Source organism: Streptomyces sp. NBC_00016 (genome assembly GCF_045040885.1).
Classification (GTDB): domain Bacteria; phylum Actinomycetota; class Actinomycetes; order Streptomycetales; family Streptomycetaceae; genus Streptomyces; species Streptomyces coriariae.
In genome coordinates this window covers 3,430,684-3,447,936 of record NZ_CP108304.1, presented here as the reverse complement: position 1 = coordinate 3,447,936, position 17,253 = coordinate 3,430,684, and the positions used below count along the sequence as shown (strand labels likewise).

Genomic DNA, 17,253 nt, shown 5'->3' with positions numbered 1-17,253 from the left:
GGGACAGTTCGGTTAAGAAGCGCTTTTCTGGCCTGAGCCATAGAAAGTTAGCCACGACGGTGGTGCCTCAAAGAGAGCGCCCGTCACGTGTGTCTCCAGTAGCCCCGTTCGGGTCTCAGCCACGTTTATCAAGCGTCGCGGGCCGCACGTCCTCAAGCCTGGACGTTGGCGACGCTGCTACATGACTCCTGACCCACCCTGCGGCTCATAGCCTTACGGTTCGTGAACCGGTCCCAGGTTGGTGGGTGTGAGGGCGTGGTAGACGTTGGCCCAGTGCTCAGACTGCCGATGGTGCACGCTCTGGCGCGTCGGGTGGAGGCATGTAGCGGCGGCTTAGGGCCGCCGCCGCGCGGGCCGCCGTAGGCGGGGCGCCTTGATGAACGTAGAGAAAGTCTGAGCCACCCGAACGGGTGCTATAGCCGGAAGGACAGCTCCAGTTCGTCGCCTGGGAGGTGGAACTCCTCCAGGGCGAGGGGCTTGTCTGACTCGGTGAGGGTCACGCGGATGATGTGGAGCATCGGGACCCCGTCGGCGAGTCGTAGAGCCTGAGCCTGATCGGGTAGGGGCATGCGGGTGCGGACGTACTCCGTGAAGTGGAGTTCGTGGCCCAGGTCGGCGAGGGCGGTGTAGAGCTCCGGTGCCGGCGGTGGGGCCTCCTCCTCGTACTTGGTGTCGATCAGTACGGAGAACGGGACGTACGTGCGGTGGAGTTGGCGGAGGCGGCCGTGGTCTGCGGTCTGCAACGCGTCGTACGTGAACATCGGCTCGCCCGGTGGGATGCGGAGTAGGTCCGCGAGCGCAAGTGGGGCGTCGGTGCGGGTGGCTACCGGTGGCTCGGCGTCTGTCCAGCGGATGCCGTCCGCCTCGACGTAGCGGCCATCCGGGGTTCGGCGTACGCCGCGGGGGCGCGTGTGGCTGGGGCGGTTGTGGGGGGAGCGGGCGAAGGTGCCGCGGCCCATGATGGCCTCGACGAGACCAGATGCCCGCAGTTCGCTCAAGCCCTGACGGACCGTGGGGCGCGTCACGCCGAACTGTTTCGCCAGCGCCTCCTCGGACGGGAGCGGTTGGCCGGCGGGGAAGGTGCCGTCCAGGATGCCTTCGCGCAGGTAGTCGGCGATCTGCCGGTACTTCGGCTGCGTGTTCTTCGGCGGCATGCGGGCCCTCCAGGCCGTGGTCACTGCTTCTTCCGTCCATGGGCGGTACGTGCCGTCCGTGGACGGTCATAGCTTCTCCCACGCGAAGGCGGTTGACAACCCGTACTACGGGTGGCCAATCTTGTCTTCGTCACCCGTACTACGGGTGGTATAGCAGTCCGGAGGAACAGCCTTCGGGTGCCTGAGATGAGGAGATCCGAACAGTGGCAAGCCTTCCGATCGATACCGCGAAGTTCACGGGGATCATCTGCGCCGTTCCCCCGGCTCCGCGGGTCGCCAACCGTGAGACCGGTCAGCTCCGTGTTGACCGCGACACGGGTAAGACCGTGTACCAAGTCGGCCTCTGCCTGATGGCGGGGTCATCGGCCGACGTCGTGAACGTGAGCGTGGCCGGTGAGCCGGCTGGCGTGCAGCTCGGGATGCCGGTGGCCGTGCGGGACCTGGTCGCCACGCCGTGGGAGAACGAGGGGCGGCACGGGATCGCGTTCCGTGCGGCGGAGATCCGGCCCTTGAGCGCTCCCGCCAACCCGGCGGGTAAGGGGGCCAGTCAGTGATGAGGCTGGCCTCCGCAACTTCGGCCGGTGCGACCTGGCCGAGCTGGGTTCTGGTGGTGGTCGCAGCGCTGGTATCGGGTCTGCTTCTGGCAGGCCCGGCCCTGCGCCGCCGCTATCCCGCTGCCTGGTGGCTCTTATGCGGCTTCCCGGCCGTGGCCTTCCGTGTCGTGCAGACCTGGCGGCCTCTGATGGCTGGGTGCGGGCTTGCTGTGAGTCGTCGGCCAGCGCTGACTGTGGTGTCCGGGCTCGTCGGTAAAGGGGCACCTCCGCCGCAGCCGCGTGTGCCCCGGCGGGGACTCATACGTCCAACCTCCGGCGGCTTCGTAGTGCTCGTGCGGTTGTTGCCGGGCCAGGTGCCGGAGCACTTCGTCAAGGCTGCGCCTGCCATGGCGGAGAACTGGCAGGTGCACGCGGTGCGGGTGACCTCCTGGAAGCCGGGGGTCGTGCGGATCGTCGCCTCGGCAGCCGACCCGCTGGCCGATCCCCAGGTGCCGAAGCAGCGAGGGCCCGGCCATCTGCTCCGCGTGACTGTGGGCGCCCTCGAGACCGGAGCCGTGTGGGTGGTCGACCTGCGGCGTGTCCCTCACTGGCTGATCGTCGGGGCCACCCGCTCCGGCAAGTCGACCCTGATCAACGCACTCGTGGCGGGCCTCGCCCCGCAGCCCGTCGCCCTGGTCGGGATCGACTGCAAGGGCGGCATGGAACTGTCCCTCTACGAGCCGCGGTTGTCCGCCCTCGCGACGAACCGAGAGCAAGCCGTCCAGCTGCTCGCTGCTCTCGTCGACCTGACCCTCGACCGGATGACCCTCTGCCGGGCGGCCCGCGTCCGGAACATCTGGGGCCTGCCCGACAAGGAACGGCCGGTCCCCGTCGTCGTGATCGTCGACGAGATCGCGGAACTCTTCCTCGTGGCGAGCCGGAGCGAGAAGGACGAAGCGCATGCGGCCGGTACGGCGCTGATCCGGCTCGCACAACTCGGGGCGGCGCTGGGGGTGTTCCTCGTCGTGGCCGGCCAGCGTGTCGGCTCCGACCTCGGACCCGGTGTCACGGCTCTGCGGGCGCAGCTGGGCGGCCGGGTGTGTCATCGCGTGGCCGACCCCGGTACGGCAGAGATGGCGCTCGGCGACCTCAACCCCGACGCGCTGAAGGCGGCGCAGGCCATCACCCCGGAACAGGCCGGCACGGCCGTCCTCGCCTCCGGCGACGGCTGGGAACGCGCCCGGTCCCACCTGATCACCGAAGCGGAGGCGGAAGCCGTCGCCGCGGAGTACGCGCACCTGACTCCCGTCCTGTCCGAACTCCACGTCGAAGCGCTGTGAGAGGGGACTGCCGTGCTGGTGTCCATGTCGGCCGTGCTGCTGCTCGGCCTGCTGATCTGGTTCCTCCTGCGCATCCGGTACCTCAGGTGGGCCGACACGCTGCTCTGCGGAACCTTCGGCTTCCTGCTCGCCCGGACCGTGGCCGCGCCGTTCGTTCAGGCCCTCCTCGACGGCGTGAACGGCTTCCTCGGCCAACTCCGCTTCTGAAGCACCTCACCACTGACCCGACAAGGGGACTTCCTGTGTCCGACTACGTCATCCGCTCCGGTGACCGCGCCGCCTTCCTGGCCGGTCTGCGGGAGCTGGTCGACTTCCTGACCGCCAACCCGGCCGTCGTCGTACCGCGTCACGCGTCCGTCACCGTCCTGGTCGACGCCTCGGACTCTGCCGCTCGCCGCGACGGCGTGGACTCCGTCGCCGCTCCGCTCGGCGTGCCGACGGAGGACATCGGCCGGGGCTACTTCGACGCACGCCGCGACTTCGGACCGATCTCGTACAGCGCCATCGGGATTCCTCCCGAGGAACGGCAGTGATCGCCCGTACGAAGGGCTCCCGACGGGGCGCGAAGTCGCCAAACCCGACCCCGTCAGGAACCCACTCCATCCGCCACATGAGCAGTGAAAGGAGCACTCACACTTTGTCCACCGCGCATCATTCGCGCAAATCCCCGTCCCTCGACTGCGACCTCAGGCAGCGCGACGCTCAGGTCTCGACCTGCGCCGGACGGGAACAGATCGTCTTCGTCGAGCTCGACGGAACCGAGCAGTGGCTGTGTCCCGCGCACGCGGCCGCCGTCTGGCTCACGGACCCGACGCTCCGCTTCAGCGCCAAGACTCGGCCGGAGGGGATCTCGGCCGTGATGGGGGAGGCGTTCGGCGACGGGGGTGGTCGCCGATGACAACCACCATTCCGCAGAGCGTCGCCGCTCTCGTCGACAGGGCGTCGGAGCCGGAGTTCGCGGCCTGGCGCCGGAACATCGTCCGCCTCGGCGGCTGCACCAACCCGATCCACCTGGTCGGCGCGGCCACCGTGTACGACACGACGACCGGCGCCGCCCTGCTCTCCTACGGCTCGGACGTCTACGGCGGTCGCCTGCTCACCGCGTGCGGCAACCGGCGCGCGACGGTCTGCCCGGCCTGCTCGGCGCTGTACCGGGCGGACACATACCAACTCGTCCGTGCCGGTCTCGTCGGAGGCAAGAACGTCCCGGAGACGGTGAGCGGTCACCCGCGGGTGTTCGCCACGCTCACCGCCCCCGGGTTCGGCCCGGTGCACACCCGCCGCGAGCGTGACGGACGGGTGCCGCCCTGCCGGCCTCGTCGGGCAGGCGACCACTGCCCGCACGGGACTCCGGTCGGATGCCGTGACCGGCACTTGGCGGACGATCCTCGTCTCGGCGAACCGCTCTGCCCGCGCTGCTACGACTACGCGGGGGCCGTCCTCTGGCACGCGTTCGCCGGTCGGCTCTGGCATCGGTTCGGGCTGGAGCTTCGGCGGGAGGTCGCACGGCGGGCCGGTCTGCCCCGTACCGAGTTCGGGGACGTCGCCCGACTGTCGTACGCGAAAGTCGCCGAGTACCAGCGGCGGGGCCTGGTCCACTTCCATGCCGTGATCCGCCTCGACGGTCCGGACGGATCCGACTCGCATCCGCCCTACTGGGCGACCGTCCCGCTCCTGGTCGACTCCGTGCGGGCCGTGGTCGGACGGGTGGGGCTGAACGCCCCCGGCGCAGGCGTCATCGGTCCGCGGGTGCTGCGCTTCGGCGCCCAGGTCGACGTACGTCCGGTCATCTCGTATCGGCAGGATGCGGGGGAGCGGCCTACATCTCCGGCCACCGTGGCGGGCTACATCGCCAAGTACGCCACCAAAGGAGCGGAGTCCGCTGGCGCGGTGGACGGCCGGATCCATCAAGCGCGGGACATGGTCATGCTGCCGGTACGGGCACACGTGCTCCGCATGATCGCCACGTGTTGGTGGCTCGGGGGCTTACCGGAGTTCGCTCCGCTCGGCCTGCGCCACTGGGCGCACATGCTCGGGTACGGCGGCCACTTCTCCTCCAAGTCCCGGCGCTACTCGACCACGCTGACCGCCCTCCGGCAGGCCCGCACCGACCACCGGGCGGAGCAGCAACGAGCCTCCTTCGGCCTGGCCGGCCATCCGACAATCACGGTCGGCCGGTGGAGCTACGCGGGGCTCGGCTACTCACCGGAAGCCGCTCTCCTGGCTGCCTCGGTGCGGGAGGGCGGCGCTTCCCATGGCGCGTGACACCCGTACGAAGGCGGCCGAGCTGCTCACCGTGCGCCAGGTGCTCGACGAACTGGGCGGCATCTCCCGACGCACCTTCTACCGCTGGCGCGAACTGCGCCTCGCCCCGGCCTGCATCCGGCTGCCGAACGGCGAGCTGCGGGTCCGGCGTGACGTGCTCAACGACTGGTTGGAGGAACGGGCGGAGGGGGCGGCGTCGTGAAGTCGTACAAGGTCGTCATCTGGAAGCTCAGCATCAACCGCTCCGCGAAGAAGCCGACGTACCTCGTCCGCTGGTCCGTGGACGGTGAGCCGTTCCACGAGTCGCACAAGACGAAGGCGCTGGCGGACCGCTTCCGCGCCAAGCTCCTCCGTGCCGCGGACAAGGGTGAACCGTTCGACACTGTGACCGGTCTGCCGGACTCGCTGCGCGGCGGAAGGGCGGCGCTGTCGTTCCTCGACCTGGCGCTCAAGTACGTGGATGCGCGGTGGGCGGAGGCGTCCGCGAAGCAGCGGGACAGCATGACCGACGCACTGGCGACAGTCGTTCCCGTCCTGGTCAAGCCGGGACGGGGGCGGCCCACTCCGGAAGTGCTGCGGCGGGCGCTGCGCTCGTACGTCCTGCCCGTGCCACGAAGGGAGCGGGAGCGACCGGAGGAGATCACCTCTGCCGTGAAGTGGATCGAAAAGGCATCGCTACCGGTGGGGGAGCTGCAAGAGATCACCCGTGTGCATGAGCTGATCGAAGGGCTGAGCCGGAGGCTGGACGGCAAGCCCGCGGCCACTCAGACCTACCGGCGTCGGCGAGCCGTTGTTTTCAACGCACTTGAGTACGCGGTGGAGCTGGAGCATCTCACCTCCAACCCGCTGAGCCGCGTCCAGCGCAAGCGGGGCAAGCGGGCGGTGCAGGAAGTCGACCGCCGCGTGGTGGTCAACCCGCGGCAGGCCCGGGAACTGCTCACCGCGCTCACCTACGTGGGCGGTTATGAGCGGGCAAGCGGTCGGCGCCTGCGGGCCTTCTTCGGATGCCTGTACTACGCGGCCATGCGGCCGGGCGAGGCACTCGGCCTCCGCCGCTCCGACTGCACGCTTCCTGCGAAGGGCTGGGGACGCATCGAGTTGGCGGAGACGCGTCCCACAGCGGGGAAGGCGTGGACCGACTCCGGTGAGGCCCACGACCGGCGTGGTCTGAAGCAGCGAGCCGAAGGAGAGGTGCGCATCGTGCCGATTCCGCCTCCGCTGGTTCGGCTGCTCCGCGAGCATCTGAAGGAGTTCGGCACGGCGGAGGACGGCCGGCTGTTCTCCAGCGAGCGGGGCAACGTGATCGCTGCCTCGTCGTACTCGCGGGCATGGAAGCAGGCTCGGGAACTGGCGCTCGTGCCGCATCAGGTGTCGTCGGTCCTGGCCTTCCGGCCGTACGACCTCCGGCACGCGGGAGTCTCCCAGTGGCTCAACTCCGGTGTGCCGGCCCCTGAGGTCGCTGCTCGCGCCGGCCACTCGGTGGACGTCCTCCTGAAGATCTACGCCAAGTGCATCGACGGCCAGGAGCAAGAGATGAACGACCGGATCATGCAGGGGCTGGGGGAGGAGGACGGCCCGGACTGACACAACGACATGACCGATGAACGGGAGCCCCAGACCGCAGAGGTTCGGGGCTCCCGTTCGCCAGTCCACGGATAGTCCACACGGCTACGCTCTGGGCCCCGGGGAACAGCTGCTGACCTGCGGGAAAGCCCGCCAAGATCATTACGTCGTCATTACGTGATCACTGGCAAACGGCTGCTTCCGGCGGCGCCTGCCTGCACATACGCGAAGACCCCGTCCTCAGCGTTCTAGCTGATGGCGGGGTCTTTAGGCACCTTCTTCAAGGTGCCCCCGGCAGGATTCGAACCTGCGCACACGGCTCCGGAGGCCGTTGCTCTATCCCCTGAGCTACGGGGGCGTGTCGGTCGTGAGGTGTTGCTCGCGGCGACGGGTAGAACACTACCAGCTCGCTCGGGGTGTTCATGAACGGGTTTCTGCGGGTCCGGGGCGGGGTGTGGGTCGCCCGCACGGGGTGGAAGTGGGGAAAACCCGGACGCGGTGGCCGGTCCGGACCTACTCTCGAGTTGTGCCAGGCGCGTCGGGCCGGGTGCTTGTTGTGGACGACAACAAGGTCATCCGGCAGCTGATCAGGGTCAATCTCGAGCTGGAGGGCATCGAGGTCGTGACCGCGGGCGATGGTGTCGAGTGTCTGGATGTCGTTCATCAGGTGCAGCCGGATCTTGTGACGCTCGATGTCGTCATGCCCCGGTTGGACGGGTTGCGTACCGCCGCTCGGTTGCGTGCCGATCCGCGGACGCGTGATCTCCCTCTTGTCGTCATCAGTGCCTGTACGCAGTACGAGGTCGAAGCAGGTCTCGAGGTCGGCGTCGACGCGTTCCTCGCCAAGCCCTTCGATCCTGCCGAACTCGTTTCCGTCGTACGGGAGTTGATGGAGCGTAGGGAAAGCCCGGGTCTGGAGCGGGGGATCGGGACCGTGCGTGTGGCAGAGGAAGGCGTAGGCGCGGGGAAGGGCGTTGGGTCGGGGCCGGGCACTGCGGGCTCAGGGGCCGAGTAGAGCCGTTCTGTCGGCCAGGCAGCCTGGCAGGCATCAGCGCTTCGGTGCCTTCCGTGCTTCCGTGCTTCGGTGCATCAGCGCGTTGGTAGATCAGTCCCGGTGTCCGTTCCCGGTCTGTCCGTCCTCCCGGTCTGTACGGCCCCAGTGGGCTCTGCCGTCCGAAGGCCCGAAGCCTCGAAGGCCCGAAGGCCCGAAGGCCCGAAGGCTCGAACCCGTTCACTCAGCTCGCCCCATTCGCCCAGCTCGCCCGAACCATTGCCCATAGCGGTCCGCACGGGCCCCACAGCCGGCACCCCGCTCCTTCCGCCCCCTCCGAGCCCAGCAGCACCCCGCCCCCTCCGAGCCCAGCACCCCGCCCCCTCCGAGCCCGAGGCCCCGCCCCCTCCACGCCCAGCACCTCGTCCCTCCGCAGCCAGTGCCCGCGCCCCCACCCCTCCCCGTCCATATCCCGGACCTCTGGTAAACCGGGTCGCCTACCCACCCCCCTCCTCCCCTACGCTTGTCCCGTGACCCCCGTCGAGCTCTCACGTACCGTGCTGTGCGCGGTGCGTCGTGCTGTCGATGACGGGGAGCTGAGTGTGGTCGTGCCCCCGCAGGCCGTGGTCACCGTTCCGGGGCCCGGTGGCTGTGGGGACTACGCGACCAACATCGCCCTCCAGCTCGCGCGGCCGGCCGGGCAGCCGCCGCAGCGGGTCGCCGAGGTGCTCCGGCCGTATCTTCTCGGTGCCGCCGGGGTCAGTGACGTCGTCGTCACCGGGCCCGGGTTTCTCAATATCAGCCTGCAGGCGGCGCAGGGGTCGGTCGCGCTCGTCAGCGAGATCCTGCGGAGCCGGAGCCGGAGCGGGGTTGGGTACGGGTACGTCGATCGGCCCACCGGGCAGGTCGTGCAGCTGCATGCCCCTCATGAGGTCCGTGCCGTCGTCGTCATGGACGTCGTGGCCCGTGTGCTGCGTTCGCAGGGCGCCCTCGTCCGTACCAGCTGTGTGGCGCGTCCCGAGCGGGAGTGGACCGAGGTGCTCGGGGTCGAGGTCGACGCGTACGGCACGCCCGACGCGCCGGCTCCGCTCGAGGTCAACGTGCGTCCCGTCCCCGCCGCCCCGGCCGATCCCGTGTCGCTCGGTCGCGATGCCGGTCGTTGGGCTCTGCTCCACCCCGCCGCTCATGACCGGCCCCGCATCACGTCCGAGTATCTGTCCCAGCGGGAGGGCAACCCGCTCTTCCGGGTCCGTTACGCCCATGCCCGCACCCGGGCGCTCAGCCGTAACGCCGCCGACCTGGGTTTCGACGCCCACCCCGGAGTCGTCCAGGACGTACGCGCACTCGAGATCGCCCTCGCCGACCATCCCCGCATCCTGGCCGCGACGGCGACACAGCACGCTCCCGACCGTCTCGCCCGGCATCTCCTCGCCGTCGCCGACGCCGTCACCCCTTTTCTCCCCACCGTCCTGCCCCGTGGTGAGGAGAAACCCTCGGCCGCCCACCGTGCCCGGCTCGCGCTTGCCGAAGCCGCCGGGACGGTGCTGGCCGGCGGCCTGTCCCTGCTCGGCATCGACGCACCCGACCATCTCTGAAAGAGCACGCCAAAGATGAGCCGTTCCGCCCACCCCGCCGGGCCCCGTCACGCCGACGTCTTTCCGGAGGGCCACTACTCGGCCCCGCCCGCCGATCTCAACGCCCTCCACCCGAAGGTCTGGGCGCACACCGTCACCCGTAACACCGACGGTGTGCTGACCGTGGGCGGTGTCGACGTCGCCGCACTCGCCGAGGAGCACGGCACCCCCGCCTACATCCTCGACGAGGCCGACTTCCGCGAGCGGGCCCGTGCCTGGCGTACCGCCTTCGGGGCCGACGCCGACGTCTTCTACGCCGGCAAGGCGTTCCTGTCCCGGGCCGTCGTGCGGTGGCTGCACGAGGAAGGGCTCAACCTCGACGTCTGTTCGGGCGGCGAGCTCGCCACCGCCCTCTCCGCCGGCATGCCCGCCGATCGCATCGCGTTCCACGGCAACAACAAGTCCGTCGACGAAATTCACCGGGCCATCGACGCCGGGGTCGGCCGTATCGTTCTCGACTCCTTCCAGGAGATCGTGCGCGTCGCCCATGTCGCGCAGTCCCTGGGTAAGCGGCAGCGGGTGCAGATTCGTATCACCGTCGGCGTCGAGGCCCATACGCACGAGTTCATCGCCACCGCGCACGAGGACCAGAAGTTCGGGATTCCGCTCGCGGGCGGACAGGCGGCGGAAGCCGTCCGGCGCGCCCTTCAGCTCGACGGGCTCGAACTCATCGGACTGCACTCCCACATCGGGTCGCAGATCTTCGACATGTCCGGCTTCGAGGTCGCCGCCCACCGGGTCGTCGGACTGCTCAAGGACATCCGTGACGAGCACGGCGTCGAGCTGCCGGAGATCGACCTCGGCGGTGGGCTCGGGATCGCGTACACCAGCGACGACGATCCCCGCGAGCCCCACGAGATCGCCAAGGCGCTCACCGAGATCGTCACCCGTGAGTGTGAGGGCGCGCGCCTGCGCACTCCTCGTATCTCCGTCGAGCCGGGGCGCGCCATCGTCGGCCCGACCGCCTTCACCCTCTACGAGGTCGGCACCATCAAGCCCCTCGACGGGCTGCGTACGTACGTCTCCGTCGACGGCGGCATGTCGGACAACATCCGTACCGCGCTGTACGACGCGGAGTACAGCGTCGCGCTGGTCTCCCGGACCTCCGATGCCGAGCCGATGCTCGCGCGCGTCGTCGGCAAGCACTGCGAGAGCGGCGACATCGTCGTGAAGGACGCGTTCCTGCCCTCCGACCTGGCACCGGGTGACCTGATCGCCGTACCCGCCACGGGCGCGTACTGCCGGTCCATGGCCAGCAACTACAACCATGTGCTGCGGCCGCCCGTGGTCGCCGTGCGCGAGGGGGAGTCGCGTGTCATCGTGCGGCGGGAGACCGAGGAGGACCTGCTGCGACTCGACGTCGGCTGAGAGCGGCCGGAAACTGCCGGAAACAGCCGGGAACGGCTGGGAGCAGCCGGGAACGGCTGGGAGCAGCCGGGAACGGCTGGGAACAGGGGACGGAACGCACGGCCGGGCGGCGGTTACGACCGCTTGCGGAAACGACTGCCGGAAACGGCCGGCATACGCCGAGGAAAAGGGCGGAAGATCTCCTGTCTGCCGCCCCTGTGAAAATGAAATAGATGTCTCACGATCCGGACCAGGGATAGAAACTCCGGTCCGGTGAGTGAGACTGGGGCAACCGGAAACAACGGTAGACGGTATGAGGAAACGAGGTCGGATGATGCGTACGCGTCCGCTGAAGGTGGCGCTGCTGGGCTGTGGAGTGGTCGGCTCAGAGGTGGCGCGCATCATGACGACGCACGCCGACGACCTCGCCGCGCGGATCGGGGCCCCGGTGGAGCTCGCCGGCGTGGCCGTTCGGCGGCCCTCCCGGGTCCGCGAGGGCATCGACCCCGCCCTCGTCACCACCGACGCCACCGCCCTCGTCAAGCGCGGCGACATCGACGTCGTCGTCGAGGTCATCGGGGGCATCGAGCCCGCTCGTACGCTCATCACCACCGCTTTCGAGTACGGCGCCTCCGTCGTCTCCGCTAACAAGGCGCTCCTCGCGCAGGACGGTGCCGCGCTGCACGCGGCCGCCGAGGAGCACGGCGAGGACCTCTACTACGAGGCCTCCGTCGCCGGTGCCATCCCGCTGATCCGGCCGCTGCGCGAGTCCCTCGCCGGTGACAAGGTCAACCGGGTGCTCGGGATCGTCAACGGCACCACCAACTTCATCCTCGACAAGATGGACTCCACCGGCGCCGGGTATCAGGAGGCCCTCGACGAGGCCACCGCCCTGGGATACGCCGAGGCCGACCCCACGGCCGATGTCGAGGCGTTCGACGCCGCCGCCAAGGCGGCCATCCTCGCCGGGATCGCCTTCCACACGCGCGTGCGCCTCGACGACGTCTACCGCGAGGGCATGACCGAGGTGACCGCGTCCGACTTCGCCTCCGCCAGGGAGATGGGCTGCACCATCAAGCTGCTCGCCATCTGTGAGCGGGCCGCGGACGGCGGGTCGGTCACCGCGCGCGTGCACCCCGCGATGATTCCGCTGAGCCACCCGCTGGCCTCCGTGCGCGGCGCCTACAACGCCGTGTTCGTGGAGTCGGACGCGGCCGGGCAGCTCATGTTCTACGGTCCCGGCGCCGGCGGTGCTCCCACCGCCTCCGCCGTGCTCGGCGACCTCGTCGCCGTCTGCCGCAACCGGCTCAGCGGGGCAACGGGGCCCGGCGAGTCGGCGTATGCCGCCCTGCCGGTGTCGCCGATGGGCGACGTCGTCACGCGCTACCACATCAGCCTGGACGTCGCCGACAAACCGGGTGTTCTCGCCCAGGTGGCGACCGTGTTCGCCGAGCACGGGGTGTCCATCGATACGGTGCGCCAGCAGGGACGACAGGACAGCGACGGCGAGGCCTCTCTCGTCGTCGTCACCCACCGCGCGTCCGACGCCTCCCTCACCGGGACCGTCGAGGCGCTGCGCAAGCTCGACACCGTGCGGGGTGTCGCCAGCATCATGCGGGTTGAAGGAGAGTAACCAGCAATGACCCACCAGTGGCGCGGAATCATCGAGGAGTACCGGGACCGGCTGCCGGTTTCCGACAGCACGCCCGTCGTGACGCTCCGTGAGGGCGGCACGCCCCTCGTGCCCGCGCAGGTGCTCTCCGAGCGCACGGGCTGCGAGGTCCACCTCAAGGTGGAGGGTGCCAACCCCACCGGGTCCTTCAAGGACCGCGGCATGACCATGGCCATCACGCGGGCCAAGGAGGAGGGCGCGCAGGCCGTCATCTGCGCCTCCACCGGCAACACCTCCGCGTCGGCCGCCGCGTACGCGGTGCGGGCCGGCATGGTCTGTGCCGTCCTCGTCCCGCAGGGCAAGATCGCGATCGGCAAGATGGGCCAGGCCCTGGTCCACGGCGCGAAGATCCTCCAGGTCGACGGCAACTTCGACGACTGCCTCACGCTCGCCCGTGCGCTGAGCGACAACTACCCGGTGGCGCTGGTCAATTCGGTGAACCCGGTGCGTATCGAGGGCCAGAAGACGGCCGCGTTCGAGATCGTGGACATGCTCGGCGACGCCCCCGACATCCACGTCCTGCCGGTCGGCAACGCGGGCAACATCACCGCGTACTGGAAGGGGTACCAGGAGTACGCCGCCGACAAGATCGCCGTACGGACCCCCCGCATGTGGGGATTCCAGGCGTCGGGCAGTGCCCCGATCGTGCGCGGCGAGGTCGTCAAGGACCCGTCGACCATCGCCACCGCGATCCGCATCGGCAACCCGGCCTCCTGGAAGTTCGCGCTGGCCGCGCAGGAGGAGTCCGGCGGCTTCATCGACGAGGTGACGGACCGTGAGATCCTGCGCGCCTACCGGCTGTTGGCCGCGCAGGAGGGTGTCTTCGTGGAGCCCGCGTCCGCCGCGTCCGTGGCCGGTCTGCTGAAGGCCGCCGAGCAGGGCAAGGTCGACCCGGGGCAGAAGATCGTGTGCACCGTCACCGGCAACGGCCTGAAGGACCCCGACTGGGCCGTCGCCGGCGCCCCGCAGCCGGTCACCGTCCCGGTCGACGCGGTGACGGCGGCCGAGCGCCTCGGCCTCGCGTAGGCGGACCGTGCGTCGCCCGTGAGTCACTCGCGGGCGACGCGCAGGGGGCTTTCCCGCGCAGGGGTGCACAGGGGGCTTACGACACGCATCGTGCGCCGCCCGTGCGCCCTATGTCGCCACAGAACCTTCCTTCGATAGGCTGTACTGAATCCGCCCGCCGCATATGCCGCAGTGCCGCGTTGTCGCCGTGTCGTTGCCGCGTCGTCTCCGCGGACTCCAGGGTTCTCCGTACAGGTCTCCCGTACATATCGAATGTCATTCGACAGTCCCGCAGCTCAAGGAGAGTCATCGCGAGATGGCCGGTCCCGCCTTCCGTGCCGCCCCCGTCCGGGTGCGCGTTCCCGCCACCAGTGCCAACCTCGGCCCGGGTTTCGACGCCTTCGGCCTCGCGCTGGGGCTCTATGACGACGTCGTCGTCCGGGTGGCCGACTCCGGGCTGCACATCGACATCGCGGGGGAGGGCAGCGAGACGCTGCCGCGCGACGAGAAGCACCTGCTCGTCCGTTCCCTGCGCACCGCCTTCGACGTCCTGGGCGGCCAGCCGCGCGGCCTGGAGATCGTCTGCGCCAACCGCATCCCGCACGGCCGCGGACTCGGCTCCTCCTCCGCCGCGATCTGCGCCGGAATCGTCGCCGCGCGCGCGGTGACCATAGGCGGCGAGAGCAAGCTCGACGACGCGGCCCTGCTCGAGCTCGCGACCGAGATCGAGGGTCACCCGGACAACGTGGCGGCCTGTCTGCTGGGCGGGTTCAGCCTGTCCTGGATGGAGGCGGGCGCCGCGCGGGCGATCAGGATGGAGCCCGCCGATTCCATCGTTCCGGTGGTTTTCGTGCCCGGGAAGCCGGTTCTCACCGAGACCGCGCGCGGTCTGCTCCCGCGCTCCGTCCCGCACGTCGACGCCGCCGCCAACGCGGGCCGGGCCGCACTGCTCGTCGAGGCCCTCACCCGGCGCCCCGAACTGCTGCTGCCCGCCACCGAGGACCGTCTGCACCAGGAGTACCGCTCACCGGCGATGCCCGAGAGCGCGGCACTGGTGGAAAGGCTGCGTGCCGACGGGATTCCCGCCGTCATCTCCGGCGCCGGACCCACCGTGATGGCGCTGGCCGACGCGGGCACGGCCGACAAGATCGAGGCCTCGGCCGGCGCGGACTGGGCCGCGAACCGCCTGGCCCTGGACCTGAAGGGCGCGTGCGTACTGCCGCTCGCACCCGCTGGTGACAGCCACTCCGGCGACATTTAGGCGCACGGTTGCCGGATTTCGAGAGGGGGAATGTTTGTTGGATCCGGTAGTGTTAACCTCAAGTCTGCACCCGACCCCACCATGGCGAGGTGCTTCGTGTCCCCCTTCGGGACAGACATTCTTCCGGGAGCTCCCCAAGCCGCACTGCGTTCCGTACGTCGTACCTGGGCAGTACGCAGTACAGCGACGCTGAGTGGTCCACAGGGCACGCTCCGGAATTGGTGCGACCACGCCGCGTGACACTGAGTGTCATGGCTCGTCGCGGTAGCGCCATCACCAGCAAATTCTCTTCCGCCGCTTTGGCGGACCATCGCCCCGGCTTCGCCACAGCAAGGACCGAAGTCGGACAGCACAACCGGTCGCCGAGCCAGACAGGCCGACGTCCGCTCCAGGGAAGGACCCTTCGTGAGCGACACCACCGATCTGATGGGCGCACGTGTCGAGGAGACCGCTGCCGCGCCCGCCACGGACGCCTCCGCGCCTGCCACCGGTGCCGGCTCCCGGCGGCGCCGCGGTACCGGCCTCGAGGGCATGGTGCTGGCCGAGCTTCAGCAGGTCGCATCCGGCCTCGGTATCAGGGGCACGGCGCGCATGCGCAAGAGCCAGCTGATCGAGGTCATCAAGGAGGCGCAGGCGGGAGGCGGAGCAGCCGCTCCCAAGGCCGCGACGACCTCCGCAGGGGACGCCGCCGAGACCAAGCCCAAGCGCCGCGCCACCTCCAAGGCGCGCACCGGCGACGAGGCCGCCGAGAAGAAGGCGGACACCGCCAAGGCCGAGGCCCCCGCCGAGAAGGCCGTGGCCCAGCAGCAGATCGAGATCCCCGGTCAGCCGGCCAGCAACGACGCGCCCACCGAGCGCCGTCGCCGCCGCGCCACCGCCGACGCGGGCAGCCCGGAGACGGTCGTCGCCGAGGCGAAGGCCGCCCCGAAGGCCGAGGCGTCCGCCCCGGCGCAGAGCGAGTCCCCGGCGCAGCCGCAGGGCGACGCCGACGGTGGCGAGGGCCGCCGCCGCGACCGCCGTGAGCGCGGCCGCGACCGCGGTGAGCGTGGCGACCGCGGCGACCGCGGCGACCGTCGCAAGGGCGACGACCAGCAGGGTGGCGGCCAGCAGCAGCGGGGCGGCCAGCAGCAGGGTCAGCAGCAGAGCGGTGGCCGTCAGGACCGCCAGCAGCGCGACAACGGCCCCCAGGACGACGACGAGTTCGGCGATGGCCGGCGCGGCCGTCGCGGCCGTTACCGCGACCGCCGTGGCCGTCGTGGGCGTGACGAGATCGGCGCCGCCGAGCCGCAGGTCGCCGACGACGACGTCCTGATTCCCGTCGCGGGCATCCTGGACATCCTCGACAACTACGCGTTCATCCGTACGTCGGGCTACCTGCCGGGTCCCAACGACGTGTACGTCTCGCTCGCCCAGGTCCGCAAGAACGGTCTGCGCAAGGGCGACCACGTCACCGGCGCGGTCCGTCAGCCCAAGGACGGCGAGCGCCGCGAGAAGTTCAACGCGCTGGTCCGGCTGGACTCCACCAACGGCATGGCGCCCGATTCCGGGCGCGGGCGACCGGAGTTCAACAAGCTGACCCCGCTCTACCCGCAGGACCGCCTCCGTCTGGAGACGGACCCGGGCGTGCTGACGACCCGCATCATCGACCTCGTGTCGCCGATCGGTAAGGGCCAGCGCGGTCTGATCGTGGCCCCGCCGAAGACCGGCAAGACCATGATCATGCAGGCGATCGCCAACGCGATCACGCACAACAACCCCGAGTGCCACCTGATGGTCGTCCTGGTGGACGAGCGTCCGGAAGAGGTCACCGACATGCAGCGGTCGGTGAAGGGCGAGGTCATCTCCTCGACCTTCGACCGCCCGGCCGAGGACCACACCACGGTCGCCGAGCTCGCCATCGAGCGCGCCAAGCGTCTGGTGGAGCTGGGCCACGACGTGGTCGTGCTGCTCGACTCGATCACGCGTCTGGGCCGTGCGTACAACCTCGCCGCCCCGGCCTCCGGCCGCATCCTGTCCGGTGGTGTCGACTCGACCGCCCTGTACCCGCCGAAGCGCTTCTTCGGTGCGGCCCGCAACATCGAGGACGGCGGCTCGCTGACCATCCTCGCCACCGCGCTGGTGGACACCGGGTCCCGCATGGACGAGGTGATCTTCGAGGAGTTCAAGGGCACCGGCAACATGGAGCTCAAGCTCGACCGGAAGCTCGCCGACAAGCGCATCTTCCCGGCGGTGGACGTCGACGCGTCCGGTACCCGTAAGGAAGAGATCCTGCTCGGCAACGAGGAGCTCGCCGTCACCTGGAAGCTGCGCCGGGTGCTGCACGCGCTCGACCAGCAGCAGGCGATCGAGCTGCTCCTCGACAAGATGAAGCAGACGAAGTCGAACGGCGAGTTCCTGATGCAGATCCAGAAGACGACGCCGTCGACGGGCAACAACGACTGACGACCGACGTCCGACGGCTGACGTAGTTCCGCCGAAGACCGACCGA

General features: G+C 69.8%; 16 protein-coding genes and 1 tRNA gene. 15 read left to right on the top strand and 2 right to left on the bottom strand.

What is annotated here, in order from left to right:
• Positions 1-413: 413 nt before the first annotated feature.
• Complete coding sequence (locus OG933_RS15060) at positions 414-1,154, bottom strand: GntR family transcriptional regulator (RefSeq protein ID WP_405627436.1); 741 nt, start codon at positions 1,152-1,154, stop codon at positions 414-416.
• A gap of 203 nt (positions 1,155-1,357) precedes the next feature.
• On the opposite strand from OG933_RS15060, the gene OG933_RS15055 reads away from it, so the two are divergent.
• From OG933_RS15055 to OG933_RS15020, 8 genes are all read left to right on the top strand, one after another.
• On the top strand, positions 1,358-1,708 hold the full coding sequence (locus tag OG933_RS15055; protein WP_405627434.1) for a hypothetical protein: 351 nt from the start codon (positions 1,358-1,360) through the stop codon (positions 1,706-1,708).
• Positions 1,708-3,027, top strand: coding sequence for an FtsK/SpoIIIE domain-containing protein (locus OG933_RS15050; protein ID WP_405627433.1), 1,320 nt, complete (start codon positions 1,708-1,710; stop codon positions 3,025-3,027). The genes OG933_RS15055 and OG933_RS15050 overlap by 1 nt, the downstream gene beginning before the upstream one ends.
• A gap of 12 nt (positions 3,028-3,039) precedes the next feature.
• A complete protein-coding gene (locus OG933_RS15045) occupies positions 3,040-3,234 on the top strand; it encodes a hypothetical protein (RefSeq protein WP_020131205.1) in 195 nt (64 codons plus the stop codon).
• A 35-nt stretch (positions 3,235-3,269) separates the two neighbouring features.
• Positions 3,270-3,560, top strand: coding sequence for a hypothetical protein (locus OG933_RS15040; RefSeq protein WP_382030353.1), 291 nt, complete (start codon positions 3,270-3,272; stop codon positions 3,558-3,560).
• 104 nt (positions 3,561-3,664) lie between these two features.
• Positions 3,665-3,925 carry a hypothetical protein gene (locus tag OG933_RS15035; RefSeq protein ID WP_405627431.1) on the top strand — a complete coding sequence of 87 codons (261 nt, stop codon included), beginning with the start codon at positions 3,665-3,667 and terminating at the stop codon, positions 3,923-3,925.
• Positions 3,922-5,292, top strand: a complete 1,371-nt coding sequence (locus tag OG933_RS15030) for a replication initiator (RefSeq protein ID WP_405627430.1) — start codon at positions 3,922-3,924, stop codon at positions 5,290-5,292. The genes OG933_RS15035 and OG933_RS15030 overlap by 4 nt, the downstream gene beginning before the upstream one ends.
• Entirely contained in the window at positions 5,282-5,494 is a 213-nt protein-coding gene (locus tag OG933_RS15025; RefSeq protein WP_020131201.1) for an AlpA family transcriptional regulator, read from the top strand. The genes OG933_RS15030 and OG933_RS15025 overlap by 11 nt, the downstream gene beginning before the upstream one ends.
• Positions 5,491-6,876, top strand: a complete 1,386-nt coding sequence (locus OG933_RS15020; protein ID WP_405627429.1) for a tyrosine-type recombinase/integrase — start codon at positions 5,491-5,493, stop codon at positions 6,874-6,876. Before OG933_RS15025 ends, OG933_RS15020 begins: the two co-directional genes overlap by 4 nt.
• A 265-nt stretch (positions 6,877-7,141) precedes the next feature.
• On the opposite strand, the gene OG933_RS15015 is transcribed toward OG933_RS15020, so the two are convergent.
• Positions 7,142-7,213 (bottom strand) — tRNA-Arg (locus OG933_RS15015).
• A 114-nt stretch (positions 7,214-7,327) separates the two neighbouring features.
• Between OG933_RS15015 and OG933_RS15010 the strand changes: the two genes are divergently transcribed.
• From OG933_RS15010 to rho, 7 genes are all read left to right on the top strand, one after another.
• Positions 7,328-7,870, top strand: a complete 543-nt coding sequence (locus OG933_RS15010) for a response regulator (protein ID WP_362526343.1) — start codon at positions 7,328-7,330, stop codon at positions 7,868-7,870.
• Between the two features lie 506 nt (positions 7,871-8,376).
• Complete coding sequence (gene nrtL, locus OG933_RS15005) at positions 8,377-9,441, top strand: ArgS-related anticodon-binding protein NrtL (RefSeq protein WP_405627428.1); 1,065 nt, start codon at positions 8,377-8,379, stop codon at positions 9,439-9,441.
• 15 nt (positions 9,442-9,456) lie between these two features.
• Complete coding sequence (gene lysA / locus OG933_RS15000) at positions 9,457-10,848, top strand: diaminopimelate decarboxylase (RefSeq protein ID WP_171399468.1); 1,392 nt, start codon at positions 9,457-9,459, stop codon at positions 10,846-10,848.
• A gap of 313 nt (positions 10,849-11,161) precedes the next feature.
• Positions 11,162-12,460 (top strand): homoserine dehydrogenase, encoded by a 1,299-nt coding sequence (locus tag OG933_RS14995; RefSeq protein WP_028807061.1) that lies wholly within the window; start codon positions 11,162-11,164, stop codon positions 12,458-12,460.
• A 6-nt stretch (positions 12,461-12,466) separates the two neighbouring features.
• Positions 12,467-13,525: a threonine synthase gene (thrC, locus tag OG933_RS14990; RefSeq protein WP_142266183.1), complete on the top strand. Its 1,059-nt coding sequence runs from the start codon at positions 12,467-12,469 to the stop codon at positions 13,523-13,525.
• A 295-nt stretch (positions 13,526-13,820) separates the two neighbouring features.
• Positions 13,821-14,765: a homoserine kinase gene (gene thrB / locus OG933_RS14985; RefSeq protein WP_362526218.1), complete on the top strand. Its 945-nt coding sequence runs from the start codon at positions 13,821-13,823 to the stop codon at positions 14,763-14,765.
• Positions 14,766-15,170: 405 nt separating this feature from the next.
• Positions 15,171-17,207 (top strand): transcription termination factor Rho, encoded by a 2,037-nt coding sequence (rho, locus tag OG933_RS14980; protein WP_362526221.1) that lies wholly within the window; start codon positions 15,171-15,173, stop codon positions 17,205-17,207.
• The last annotated feature ends 46 nt before the right edge of the window (positions 17,208-17,253 follow it).